General features: G+C 60.5%; 10 protein-coding genes and 1 riboswitch. Of the genes, 4 read left to right on the top strand and 6 right to left on the bottom strand.

Going from position 1 to position 12,219, the window contains the following annotated elements; all coding sequences use genetic code 11:
* Window positions 1-12 precede the first annotated feature (12 nt).
* Window positions 13-1,515, bottom strand: a complete 1,503-nt coding sequence (gene araA, locus HMPREF9538_RS05310; RefSeq protein ID WP_004177424.1) for an L-arabinose isomerase — start codon at window positions 1,513-1,515, stop codon at window positions 13-15.
* A gap of 10 nt (window positions 1,516-1,525) precedes the next feature.
* A complete protein-coding gene (gene araB / locus HMPREF9538_RS05315) occupies window positions 1,526-3,235 on the bottom strand; it encodes a ribulokinase (protein ID WP_012737392.1) in 1,710 nt (569 codons plus the stop codon).
* Window positions 3,236-3,572: 337 nt separating this feature from the next.
* Here araB and araC point away from each other — a divergent pair, with 337 nt between their 5' ends.
* The gene (gene araC, locus HMPREF9538_RS05320; RefSeq protein WP_004145972.1) at window positions 3,573-4,418 is read left to right on the top strand and encodes an arabinose operon transcriptional regulator AraC; all 846 of its coding nucleotides are present in this window, start codon (window positions 3,573-3,575) and stop codon (window positions 4,416-4,418) included.
* A gap of 128 nt (window positions 4,419-4,546) precedes the next feature.
* Window positions 4,547-5,314 carry a DedA family protein gene (locus HMPREF9538_RS05325; protein WP_002888373.1) on the top strand — a complete coding sequence of 256 codons (768 nt, stop codon included), beginning with the start codon at window positions 4,547-4,549 and terminating at the stop codon, window positions 5,312-5,314.
* On the opposite strand, the gene thiQ is transcribed toward HMPREF9538_RS05325, so the two are convergent.
* The 4 genes from thiQ to sgrR form a co-directional block, all read right to left on the bottom strand.
* Entirely contained in the window at window positions 5,301-6,002 is a 702-nt protein-coding gene (gene thiQ / locus HMPREF9538_RS05330; RefSeq protein ID WP_004178579.1) for a thiamine ABC transporter ATP-binding protein ThiQ, read from the bottom strand. The genes HMPREF9538_RS05325 and thiQ overlap by 14 nt on opposite strands.
* Complete coding sequence (gene thiP / locus HMPREF9538_RS05335; RefSeq protein WP_004147039.1) at window positions 5,986-7,596, bottom strand: thiamine/thiamine pyrophosphate ABC transporter permease ThiP; 1,611 nt, start codon at window positions 7,594-7,596, stop codon at window positions 5,986-5,988. The genes thiQ and thiP overlap by 17 nt, the downstream gene beginning before the upstream one ends.
* Window positions 7,572-8,555, bottom strand: coding sequence for a thiamine ABC transporter substrate binding subunit (thiB, locus tag HMPREF9538_RS05340; RefSeq protein ID WP_004178584.1), 984 nt, complete (start codon window positions 8,553-8,555; stop codon window positions 7,572-7,574). The genes thiP and thiB overlap by 25 nt, the downstream gene beginning before the upstream one ends.
* Before the next feature lie 32 nt (window positions 8,556-8,587).
* Window positions 8,588-8,807: riboswitch (TPP riboswitch) on the bottom strand.
* A gap of 37 nt (window positions 8,808-8,844) precedes the next feature.
* Window positions 8,845-10,500, bottom strand: a complete 1,656-nt coding sequence (sgrR, locus tag HMPREF9538_RS05345; protein WP_004145968.1) for an HTH-type transcriptional regulator SgrR — start codon at window positions 10,498-10,500, stop codon at window positions 8,845-8,847.
* A gap of 87 nt (window positions 10,501-10,587) precedes the next feature.
* Between sgrR and sgrT the strand changes: the two genes are divergently transcribed.
* Entirely contained in the window at window positions 10,588-10,740 is a 153-nt protein-coding gene (sgrT, locus tag HMPREF9538_RS05350; protein ID WP_002888448.1) for a glucose uptake inhibitor SgrT, read from the top strand.
* A gap of 267 nt (window positions 10,741-11,007) precedes the next feature.
* On the top strand, window positions 11,008-12,192 hold the full coding sequence (locus tag HMPREF9538_RS05355; RefSeq protein ID WP_004147046.1) for a sugar efflux transporter: 1,185 nt from the start codon (window positions 11,008-11,010) through the stop codon (window positions 12,190-12,192).
* The last annotated feature ends 27 nt before the right edge of the window (window positions 12,193-12,219 follow it).

Below are 12,219 nucleotides of genomic sequence, written 5' to 3'. Positions count from 1 at the left end.
GGGGACGGCCTCTTAGCGTTTTGAACCGTAATACACTTCATTCCAGCGCAGCGCGTCCTTGAAGGACGGCAGACGGGTATCGTTGTCGATGACGGTCAGCTCGATATCATGCAGCTCGGCGAACTGGCGCATATCGTCGAGGTTCAGCGCATGGCTGAAGACGGTATGGTGCGCGCCGCCGGCGATGATCCAGGCTTCCGACGCGGTACGCAGATCCGGCTGCGCTTTCCACAGGGCGTTGGCCACCGGCAGCTTCGGCAGATCGTGCGGCGTTGGGACGGTTTCGATGGTATTGACCAGCAGACGGAAGCGGTCTCCCAGGTCGATCAGGCTGGCGACGATCGCCGGGCCGGTTTGAGTATTGAAGATCAGGCGCGCTGGATCCGCTTTGCCGCCGATGCCCAGCGGCTGAACGTCGAGGATCGGTTTCTCGGCGGTGGCGATCGTCGGGCACACTTCCAGCATGTGCGAGCCGAGCACCAGATCGTTACCATTGTCGAAGTGGTAGGTGTAATCCTCCATAAAGGAGGTGCCGCCCTGCAGACCAGTTGACATCACCTTCATGATGCGAAGCAGAGCGGCGGTTTTCCAGTCGCCCTCGCCGGCAAAGCCGTAGCCCTGCTGCATCAGGCGCTGTACGGCGAGACCCGGGAGCTGTTTCAGGCCGTGGAGATCTTCAAAGGTGGTGGTAAAGGCGTGGAAACCGCCCTGTTCGAGGAAGCGTTTCATCCCCAGCTCAATGCGCGCGGCGTCCAGCACGTTCTGGCGCTTCTCGCCGTGAACCTGCGCCGCCGGGGTCAGACGGTAGCTGCTCTCATATTCATCGACCAGGGCGCTGATATCGCCGTCGCTGATGCTGTTCACCACCTGCACCAGATCGCCGACCGCCCAGGTGTTCACCGAGAAGCCAAACTTAATCTGCGCGGCGACTTTATCGCCGTCGGTCACCGCCACTTCGCGCATGTTATCGCCGAAACGGCACACTTTCAGATGACGGGTATCCTGTTTGGAGACCGCCTGACGCATCCAGCCGCCGATACGCTGGTGGGCCTCTTTATCCTGCCAGTGGCCGGTGACCACGCTGTGCTGTTGGCGCATGCGGGCGCCGATGAAGCCGAACTCGCGGCCGCCGTGCGCGGTCTGGTTCAGGTTCATAAAGTCCATATCAATGCTGTCCCACGGCAGCGCGGCGTTGTACTGAGTATGGAACTGCAGCAGCGGCTTATTGAGGATGGTCAGGCCGTTGATCCACATTTTTGCCGGCGAGAAGGTATGCAGCCAGACCACTAACCCGGCGCATTTGTCATCGTAGTTGGCGTCGCGGCAGATATGGGTGATCTCGTCCGGGGTGGTGCCCAGCGGCTTAAGGACCAGTTTGCACGGCAGTTTGGCTTCCGCATTCAGGCTGTTCACCACATGTTCGGCATGCTTCGTCACCTGGCGCAGGGCTTCCGGGCCGTACAGATGTTGGCTGCCAATAACGAACCATACTTCATAGTTATCAAAAATCGTCATTTTCGTATCCTTAATGGGTGAGCGCTGCCTGAGATTGCGGGGCTTTTTCCGCCTTTGCAGCCGAAGGGAGATAGTGTTGTTCCGCGCTGACCGACCACTGCTGGTAGCGCTGATAGAGTTGTTCGAAACGCTGTGCCTGCGCCGGACGCGGCTGCAGGGTAGTTTCCACCTGGCTTGCCATCCGCTGTTGGGCGGCTGGAATATCCTCATAGACGCCGGCGGCGACGGCGGCGAAGATAGCCGCCCCCAGCGCGCAGCACTGATCGGAGGCGACAATCTGCAGCGGACGGTTCAGCACGTCGCAGCAGGCCTGCATGATGACCTGGTTTTTCCGCGCGATACCGCCAAGCGCCATGACGTTGTTAACCGGGATCCCCTGCTCGGTGAAGCACTCCATAATGGCGCGAGCGCCGAAGGCGGTGGCGGCGATCAGACCGCCGAACAGCGCCGGCGCGTCGGTGGCCAGGTTAAGGTCGGTGATCACCCCTTTCAGGCGCTGGTTGGCATTCGGCGTGCGGCGGCCGTTGAACCAGTCGAGCACCACCGGCAGATGCTCCAGCGATGGATTGTTGGCCCAGGCTTCGGTGAGCGCCGGCAGTAACTGTTTTTGACTGGCTTTGATTTGCTCGCGCAACGCCGGCTGCTGCTGAGCCAGCTGCTCCAGCGGCCAGCCGAGAATGCGGCCAAACCAGGCGTAAATATCGCCGAAGGCGGACTGGCCTGCCTCCATGCCGATAAAGTGTGGAACCACGCTGCCGTCGACCTGGCCGCAGATGCCTTTGACCGTGCGCTCGCCGACGCTCTCTTTATCGGCGATCAGAATGTCGCAGGTGGAGGTGCCGATGACTTTCACCAGCGCGTTAGGCTGCGCGCCGGCGCCAACGGCGCCCATGTGGCAGTCGAAGGCGCCGCCAGAGATGGCCACACTCTGCGGCAGACCCAGGCGCTGGGCCCACTCTGCGCTCAGCGTGCCGACCGGCACATCGGCCGTCCAGGTATCGGTGAACAGCGGCCAGGCCAGATGCTGGTTGATGATGGGATCAAGCTCATCGAAGAAGCTGGCCGGCGGCAGACCGCCCCAGCTCTCATGCCACAGCGATTTATGTCCGGCGCTGCAGCGGCCGCGGCGCAGATCCTGCGGACGCGTAGTACCGGAGAGCAGGGCGGGCACCCAGTCGCAAAGCTCTACCCACGAGGCGGCTGCCTGGGCGACTGCGCTATCTTCGCGGGTGACGTGAAGGATTTTGGCCCAGAACCATTCGCTGGAGTAGATCCCGCCGATATAGCGCGAGTAATCCTCTTTGCCCGGCTGATGACACAGGCGGGTGATCGCCTCGGCTTCCTCGACCGCGGTGTGATCCTTCCACAGGACAAACATGGCGTTAGGGTTGTCAGCGAATTCTTCGCGCAGCGCCAGCACGTTGCCCTCGGCATCGACGGGAGCCGGAGTTGAGCCGGTGCTGTCGACGCCAATGCCCACGACGTCGGCGCGTTGTTCGGCGCTCAGCGAAGCCAGCACGCTTTTCAGCGCCGCTTCCATGGACTCGATGTAATCTCGCGGGTGATGGCGGAAGCGGTTGTTAGCGCCATCGCAATACTGTCCTTCCCGCCAGCGCGGATACCACTCCACGCTGGTCGCCAGCTCTGCGCCGGACGCGCATTCCACCGCCAGAGCGCGGACTGAGTCACTACCAAAGTCGAGGCCAATCGCAATTGCCATCTTGTTACTCCATGCAGAAATCATTCATGCAGCAACAGTAGATATCCCCGGCAAAATCCGTCAGGCCGGATTCGCTAATCTTATGGATTATTTTGCTGTTACCTTGCAAAGTGTGACGCCGTGCAAATATTCGATGTGGACTTTTCTGCCGTATTTATAGACACTTTTGTTACCCGGCATATCACGGTGGAATGCACGCTGCTGGCGCTTTTTTCGCTTGCTGTGCGGGTTTTTCGCCAAATTCCCACCGCCGTCGCAGTCGCGACAGGGCCGAGAGCGATAAAATGATGGATATGGACAATTGGTGCCACTGATACCTTCGGGGAGAACCACGCGTATGGCCGAAACGCAAAACGATCCGCTGCTGCCGGGCTACTCTTTTAACGCTCATCTGGTCACCGGCCTGACGCCGATTGAGGCGCAGGGATACCTGGATTTCTTTATCGACCGCCCGCTGGGTATGAAAGGCTATATTCTCAATCTGACGATCCGCGGCGAGGGGGTGATCAACAACCACGGCGAACAGTTTGTCTGCCGGCCGGGCGATATGCTGCTGTTCCCGCCCGGGGAAATTCATCACTATGGCCGCCATCCCGACGCCAGCGAGTGGTATCACCAGTGGGTCTACTTCCGCCCGCGCGCCTACTGGCACGAGTGGCTCAACTGGCCAACGATTTTTGCCCAGACCGGCTTTTTCCGTCCGGATGAACAGTGGCAGGCGCGCTTTGGCGAGCTGTTCGGCCAGATCGTCGATGCCGGGCAGGGGGCGGGGCGCTATTCCGAACTGCTGGCGATAAACCTGCTGGAACAGCTGCTGCTGCGGCGCATGGAGGCGATCAACGAATCGCTGCATCCGCCGCTGGACAACCGGGTGCGCGACGCCTGCCAGTACATCAGCGACCATCTGGCGGACAGCCATTTTGATATCGCCAGCGTCGCCCAGCACGTCTGCCTGTCGCCCTCGCGTCTGTCGCACCTGTTCCGCCAGCAGCTGGGGGTCAGCGTCCTCGGCTGGCGGGAGGATCAGCGCATCAGCCAGGCCAAACTGTTGCTCAGCACCACGCGGATGCCGATCGCCACCGTTGGGCGCAACGTCGGCTTCGAAGATCAGCTCTATTTTTCCCGCGTGTTTAAAAAATGCACCGGGGCCAGCCCGAGCGAATTCCGCGCGGGTTGTGAATAAAAAGTAAAGAAAGTGAAATGATGACCCGCTTAAATGTCACAGCCAGTAAACTATTAAGACAATTGATGGCTTGACGACGGCGCGATGGCTTCGGAGAATCCGGGCTTCGTTTTTTAACCGGGTACATTATGCAAGCATTGCTCGAACACTTTATTACCCAATCCACGGTCTACTCATTGTTAGCCGTGATGCTGGTGGCCTTTCTCGAGTCGCTGGCGCTGGTGGGGCTTATCTTACCCGGCACGGTGATGATGGCTGGCCTTGGGGCGCTCATCGGCGGCGGCGAAGTTAACTTCTGGCAGGCGTGGCTGGCGGGGATTGTCGGCTGCCTGCTGGGCGACTGGATCTCATTCTGGCTCGGCTGGCGCTTTAAGAAGCCGTTGCACCGCTGGTCGTTTATGAAGAAAAACCGCGCCCTGCTGGAGAAAACCGAGCATGCGCTGCATCAGCACAGCATGATCACCATTCTGATTGGCCGCTTTGTCGGACCGACGCGTCCGCTGGTGCCAATGGTCGCCGGGATGCTCGACCTGCCGGTGGCCAAGTTCGTGCTACCGAATATTATCGGCTGCCTGCTCTGGCCGCCGCTCTATTTCCTTCCGGGCATTCTCGCCGGGGCGGCGATTGATATTCCGGCTGATGAAAACAGCGCCAGCTTTAAATGGCTGCTATTGGGGGCGGCGCTGCTGGCCTGGCTGGCGGGATGGCTGTGCTGGCGGCTGTGGCGGAGCGCGAAAACCTCAGGCGATCGGCTGACCCGCTGGCTGCCGCGCGGCCGACTGCTGTGGCTGTCGCCTCTGATGGTCGCGCTGGCGGCTACAGCGTTAACATTTGTCTTCCGCCATCCGCTGATGCCGGTCTATCTGGCGATCCTGCACAAAGTCATCGCGCGCTGATCCCCATCAAATGCGAGGCGCTGCTGTGGCCGCTTAACAGCTCGGCGGTGGCGCCATCCCAGACAATACGCCCTTCGGCGACCACCATCGAGCGCGGCGCGATGCGCGCGGCGTCCTCTACGCTGTGGGAGACCATCAGCAGGGTGAGCTGCTGCTGCTCGCAGACATCGGCGACAAGGGACAGCATCTCCTGGCGCAGCGCCGGATCGAGCGCCGAGAAGGGTTCATCCAGCAGCAGCACCGGCTGCTGGCGCACCAGACAGCGGGCCAGCGCCGCGCGCTGCCGCTGACCGCCGGAGAGCTCGCCGGGCAGACGTTCCAGCAGAGCATCAATTCCCATCTGTCCAGCTATCGCCGTGACCTGCGCCTGCTGCTCGCGGTTCAGTTTAAGGCCTGGGTGGATCCCGAGGCTGATATTTTGTCGAATGGTCAGATGGTTAAACAGGTTATTCTCCTGAAACAACATCGAGACCGGACGCTGCGCCGGCGGCGTCGCGTTATGCGCCTCGCCGTTAATCAGCAGGCTGCCGCTGGCGGGTGGCAGAAACCCGGCGATCAGATTCAGCAGGGTGCTCTTTCCGGCGCCGCTGGGACCGAGCACCGCGATGCGCTCCCCGCGCGCGACGTCGAGGGTGAAGCGCATCGGCAGATGCTGGTATAGCCAGGTCACATCATTGAGTTTTAGCATCACGCCCCGGAAGTTTTTCAATCAGCGTAAACAACAAGAAACAGAGTAGCAGCAGGAGCAGGGCGGTGACGGCCCCGTCCTGGCTGCGGTAGGCGCCTATCTGCTGGTACAGATAGAAAGGCAGGGTGCGGAACGCCTCGTTGCCGAACAGCGCCACCACGCCGAAATCGCCAATCGACAGTACGCAGGCGAAGGCGAGCGCCTGGGCCAGCGGGCGCCGGAGAGCGCGAAGCTCGACCACCCGCAGCCGGGCAAAGCCTTCAATACCCAGCGACTGGCACAGCATGCTGTAGCGGGCGGCAATGTCGCGCATCGGGTTTTCCAGTACTTTCAGCGCATAGGGGATCGCCATCAGGGCATTAGTGAAGATGACGATGCCGTCGGCGGACTCCGGCAGGCCGATAGTGTTATTGAGCAGCAGGAAGAAGCCGGTCGCCAGCACAATTCCCGGCATCGCAAGGATCAGCATGCCGCTCAGCTCCATTGCCTGCCCGGCCAACGGCCGCTGGCGAGCGCGCAGCTCCCGGCTGCTCCATAACAGCATCATCGTCAGGGTCACGCTCAATAGCCCGGCGGCGATGGCGATGCGTAGAGAGGTGCTCAATGCCTGCCAGAGCGCTGGCTGCGCCAGCACGTCCAGCATATTACGGTTGATCCCGTCGACGATGACCGCCAGCAGCGGCGGGAGCAGCAGCAGCAGGGCGGCGCCGATCAGCAACCCGTCGCTCAGGCGGCTATGCAGGCGATCGTCAGGGTCGCGCCAGCCGCGCACATGGCTGACGCCGATGGCGACGGCTTTACTCAGACGCTGGCTAAGCAGCACCAGCCCAAGGCAGCAGAGCATCTGGATCAGCGCCAGCATTGCCGCTCGCGCCGGATCGTAGTCAAAGCTCAGCGCCTGGTAGATAGCCAACTCGATCGTGGTGGCTTTCGGGCCGCCGCCCAGCGAGAGTACGGTGGCGAAGCTGGCGAAGCAGAGCATAAAAATCAGCGCGGCGACGGCGGGAATGTGCCGGCGCAGCCACGGCCATTCGACGAGGCGGAAGAAGGCATAGCCGCGCATGCCAAGCTGGGCGGCAATTTGCCGCTGCTCGCCGGGAATGTTCTCCAGCGCCTGCAGCAGCAGGCGGGTCGCCATCGGCATATTGAAAAAGACGTGCGCCAGCAGGATGCCCTGCAGACCGTAGGGCGAGAACTCCCATTGCCAGCCGAGCGCGTGAAATAGTGAGGCCAGCCAGCCCTGGCGGCCATAGACGCTGAGGATACCGAACACCGCCACCAGCACCGGCAGGATCAGGGTCATCGCGCACAGGCGCAGCAGCAGCGTACGGCCCGGGAAGCGACGCCGATAAAGCGCGCGGGCGAGAAAGATGGCTGGTCCCACCGAGATCAGCGCTGACAGCGACGCCTGCCAGAAGGAGAAGCGGACCACATGCCACAGGTAGCTATCGCTGAAGACCGATTGCCAGCCCGCGCCGGGGGCGCTAAACCACAGCGCCAGAAACGCCGCCAGCGCGACAGCGCACAGCAGCGTAGCGGCGAACAGGCCCGGCATCAGCCCGCGAAGGTTTAGCGGCTGACGGCGCGTTGCCATGCGCTAATCCAGGTTTGACGCTCGCTGGCGACCTGCTGCGGGGTAAAGGACAGGGTGGTCTGCGGCTTCACCAGGGTATCAAACCCGGCCGGCAGGGTGACCTTGGTCACCGGATACATCCAGTTGCCGGTAGGGATGGCGTTCTGGAAGCCAGGAGATACCATAAATTTGAGGAATTTTTCCGCCAGTTCCGGCTGCTTGCTGGCGGCGGTACGCGCGGCAACTTCGACCTGCAGATAGTGGCCCTCGGCGAAGCTCGCCGCCGCATAGTTGTCTTTCTTCTCTTCAATCATGTGGTAGGCCGGCGAGGTGGTATAGCTCAACACCAGGTCGCTTTCCCCTTTCAGGAACAGACCATAGGCTTCGCTCCAGCCTTTGGTGACGGTAACGGTTTTCGCGGCCAGCTTCTGCCAGGCCTCGGGCGCTTGATCGCCATAGACCTTTTGCATCCACAGCAGCAGGCCCAGTCCCGGGGTGCTGGTACGCGGATCTTCATAGATGACCCGCCATTTTTGCGGGCCCTCGACCAGCTCTTTCAGGCTCTTCGGTGGATTAGCCAGTTTGTTTTTGTCATAGACGAAGGCGAAATAGCCGTAGTCGTAGGGAACAAAGGTGTCATTATCCCAGCCGCCCGGCACGCTGACCGCGCTGGCGGGTACGTTGCTTTTGGCAAACAGTTTACTCTGCGCCGCGGCTTCCAGCAGGTTGTTATCAAGGCCAAGCACGACGTCGGCCTTGCTGTTTTTGCCTTCCATGCGCAGGCGATTCAGTAGCGAAACGCCATCTTCCAGCGCGACGAACTTCAGCTCGCAGCCGCACTCCGCTTCAAAGGCTTTTTTGACCGCCGGGCCGGGGCCCCAGTCGGCAGAGAAGGAGTCATAGGTATAGACGGTAAGAACAGGCTTAGCCAAAGCGGGCATGGCGACCAGCGCCAGCAGCGGGAGTAATTTTTTCAACACTTTGCACCTCAGAAAAAAGGGGTGGCAAAGGATTTTGAGTGAGCCTCAAATCCCTTCGCCGGCGTTATCCGGATCAGGTTCGACGGGTATTTTCTCAGCCCATACGCTTCATCCTTCAAGCCGCATCTGCGTTAGCTTCGCGCGTTCACCCCAGTCACATAGTTATCTATGCTCCAGGGGATTCACCCGCTTGCTGCCTTGATGCAACTTGAATGATATTGCGTATGTTTATTAGCACCCCGTTGAGAACGGCCTTAGTGTAATGATTTTGTCAGATGACGGAAAGCGCTTACGGCTCCGGCGGCGCAAACCATGCGGATTTAAAATCGAACCAGCCGAGGGTATTCATCCTCACGCCGCGCATACTGCGCTGACCCTGAATCATCAGCCAGTGGTGGATCAGCGGCACGATATGTTGCCCGGCCAGCAGCCGCTGGCTCCAGGTGGCCGGATTAAACTCTCCTGCTCGCCAGCGGCAGGCGTCTGCCTGCCAGTCGATGGGAATGCAGCGCTGAATCAGCGGGACTTCGTACAGATAGGCGAAGAGCGAAAATTCGATCGGTAAGGTGAAGTTCACGCTGTTGAGCCAGATATCGCTGACCACCTCGCCGCGATGCCAGGCATCGTACTCCAGCTCCTGGATCTCCAGCTTTACCTGATGCGCCGCCAGCAGGTCGCGCATGATCCCGCCGATCACCCGATGTTCGACGTGATCGCGGTAGTAGGTAAGGGTGACTGTCTCCAGCCCCGCCGGCTTCTCGCAGGCGTGGTTGCTGGCATGATGCCAGCGCGGCAGCAGGCCGTAGGCGGGAAACCAGTTGCCCTGGTAGTGTTCGCCTGCATGGTAGAGCAGGTTGGCGGGCTGAAACAGATAGCTTAGCCAGCGGCGCACCGCGTCGTTGGCCCCCAGCGGGCTTCGCGAGTCGAACAGCAGGTAATAGCAGCCCTCTTCCAGGCGACTCTCTACCGCTTTTTCGCTTTCGGTATTGCCCTGCAGCGTCAGGCCGCCGTTGGGCTCTTCGCTAATCTCCGGCAGCACCCAGACGTTCACCTCATCGATCAGCGCCCGGTAGCCAAAATAGTCCTCAAAGGCATGGATCTTGAGCTGATTCTGGTTGTTACGCACCACGGCATAGGGGCCGGTGCCGACCGGCATGGAGGAAAAGTGGTTCATGGTCTGCCACTCCTGCGGCAGCACCATCGCCGGCACCTGCCCCAGCAGCCAGGGCAGCCAGCGGTCGGGCTGGCGCAGATGAATATCCAGGGTCCAGGCGGTGGGCGATTCGATGCGTTCGATATGTGAATAGAGCGGCAGGGCATTGCTGCGCTGCAGAGAGGCGATCACATCCGCCATCTCCAGCTCACGGCCATGGTGAAAATGGATGCCGGGACGGAGGAAAAAGCGCCAGTGGGTGGGGGTCAGCTGCTGCCAGTGGTGGGCAATATCGGCTTCCAGTTCCCCATTTTCCTCATTTACCCGCGTCAGGGCGCTGAATATTTGCCGGGCAATATGCGTTTCCGAACGCCGCAGCGCGCTACCTGGCAGCAAATTCTTCATCGGACGATAGTAGAGCACGCGCAGGATGTGCCGCCCCTGGCGGAAGCTGCGGCCGAGATGCGAGACCAGCATCTGGCGGACGGCAGCCTTATCGCCGACCAACTGCACCAGCTGATCGATGCGATCCTGCTCAAGGAGATCTTCGGCACGTTGCTGCTGCAGGGCGAGGCCGGTATAGAGAAAGGTTAGCCGCGAACGCTTGCCGCGGCCTGCCTCCGCTTCCCAGGTCAGCCAGCCGCGGGACTCCATCATATTGAGCAGGGTGCGCATATGGCGGCGCGAGCAGCTCAGCATTTCCGCCAGCTCGTTAAGGGTGGTCTCCTGCGACTTGCCGTCGCAGCACTGCCATAGGCGAATGAACTGTTGTTGCAGACGGCCGGAAGACATAAAAGGGGAACTCCTGCGCAAAACTCAGCAATTTATTACTTCCTATATTAAGCCAATAATGAATCCCGATGAAGCGAGGAGGTGAATATGATGAGGTCTACCGCAAAATCGTTCTACCAACGCTACTTTTCTGCGACGCAGGAAGCGTCCTGGCTGGCCCGCCTGATGGCAGGACGACAGCAGGAAATTCTGGGGGAACTGATGCAGTGGGGAGTGACGTCAACGACCTCTGATCATTGACTTGCAGACATCATGTGTGACTGAGTATTGGTGTTATACTCGTCGTTTTTCAAACTGCAGGTGCGCTGTCGATGCTTCCTGGGCCGTATGTTCTGGCTGCGTGATTCGCCTCTACGGGACTCACCTTTTCAGGGCCAGCGCGAGCGCGGCGCAAAATGGTTAACCGTTTTGTCCTGCAGCATGAAATCCATAGAGTATAGAATCACCCGCCAGCAGAAAGCCTCTGCTGGCTTTTTTCGTTTTCTTCGCGTGTGTTAAGGACATTCCATGCTGTGGTTGATGACGATGGGACGACGGCTTAACGGCGTCTATGCCGCCTTTATGCTGGTTGCTTTTATGATGGGCGTGGCGGGCGCGTTGCAGGCGCCGACGTTGAGTTTGTTTCTCAGCCGCGAAGTGGGGGCGCAACCGTTCTGGGTGGGCCTGTTCTATACCGTAAACGCCATCGCCGGGATCCTGGTTAGCCTGTGGCTGGCCAAGCGCTCCGATAGCCGCGGCGACCGGCGGCGGTTGATTATGTTCTGCTGTCTGATGGCGGTGGGTAATGCGCTGCTGTTTGCCTTCAACCGCCACTATCTGACGCTGATCACCTGCGGCGTGATGCTGGCATCCATTGCCAACGCGGCCATGCCGCAGCTCTTCGCGCTGGCGCGGGAGTACGCTGACAGCTCGGCGCGGGAAGTGGTGATGTTCAGCTCGGTCATGCGCGCCCAGCTGTCGCTGGCTTGGGTGATTGGCCCGCCGCTGGCCTTTATGCTGGCGCTCAACTATGGCTTCACCACCATGTTCTCCATTGCGGCGGGCATTTTTGTCATTAGCCTCGCTCTGATTGCCATCAAACTGCCTTCGGTTCCGCGTGTGGAACAGCCCTCGGAGGAGGCGGCGGCGCTAGCGCAGGCCGGCGGCTGGCAGGACAAGAACGTGCGTATGCTGTTTATCGCCTCCACCCTGATGTGGACCTGCAACACCATGTACATCATTGATATGCCGCTGTGGATCAGCAGCGATCTCGGGCTTCCCGACAGCCTGGCCGGGATCCTGATGGGCACTGCCGCCGGGCTGGAGATACCGGCGATGATCCTCGCCGGCTACTACGTAAAGCGCTTTGGCAAACGTAAAATGATGGTGGCGGCGGTGGCCGCCGGCGTGCTGTTTTATGCCGGACTGATCCTGTTTCATGGTCGCACGGCGCTGCTGGCTCTGCAGCTGTTCAATGCCATCTTTATCGGCATTATCGCCGGGATAGGCATGCTGTGGTTCCAGGATTTAATGCCGGGACGGGCGGGAGCGGCGACCACCCTGTTCACCAACAGTATTTCCACCGGCGTGATCCTTGCCGGCGTGATGCAGGGGGCGCTGTCCCAGAGCTATGGTCACGCCAGCGTCTACTGGACGATCGCGGCCATTTCGCTGGTGACGCTGTTTTTAACCAGCAAGGTGAAGGATATCTGACTACTCGCCCCGGCATCGCCGGGGCGG

Origin of the sequence: Klebsiella sp. MS 92-3, assembly GCF_000195655.1 — a bacterium.
Classification (GTDB): domain Bacteria; phylum Pseudomonadota; class Gammaproteobacteria; order Enterobacterales; family Enterobacteriaceae; genus Klebsiella; species Klebsiella pneumoniae.
The sequence above is the reverse complement of the archived record's forward strand: the minus strand, read 5'-3'. Positions and strand labels throughout refer to the sequence as shown.

Excerpts from the sequence above, each read along its gene's own strand:
- araA (WP_004177424.1), bottom strand. The coding sequence starts at position 1,515 with ATGACGATTTTTGATAACTATGAAGTATGGTTCGTTATTGGCAGCCAA.
- araB (WP_012737392.1), bottom strand. The coding sequence starts at position 3,235 with ATGGCAATTGCGATTGGCCTCGACTTTGGTAGTGACTCAGTCCGCGCT.
- araC (WP_004145972.1), top strand. The coding sequence starts at position 3,573 with ATGGCCGAAACGCAAAACGATCCGCTGCTGCCGGGCTACTCTTTTAAC.
- HMPREF9538_RS05325 (WP_002888373.1), top strand. The coding sequence starts at position 4,547 with ATGCAAGCATTGCTCGAACACTTTATTACCCAATCCACGGTCTACTCA.
- thiQ (WP_004178579.1), bottom strand. The coding sequence starts at position 6,002 with ATGCTAAAACTCAATGATGTGACCTGGCTATACCAGCATCTGCCGATG.
- thiP (WP_004147039.1), bottom strand. The coding sequence starts at position 7,596 with ATGGCAACGCGCCGTCAGCCGCTAAACCTTCGCGGGCTGATGCCGGGC.
- sgrR (WP_004145968.1), bottom strand. The coding sequence starts at position 10,500 with ATGTCTTCCGGCCGTCTGCAACAACAGTTCATTCGCCTATGGCAGTGC.
- sgrT (WP_002888448.1), top strand. The coding sequence starts at position 10,588 with ATGATGAGGTCTACCGCAAAATCGTTCTACCAACGCTACTTTTCTGCG.
- HMPREF9538_RS05355 (WP_004147046.1), top strand. The coding sequence starts at position 11,008 with ATGCTGTGGTTGATGACGATGGGACGACGGCTTAACGGCGTCTATGCC.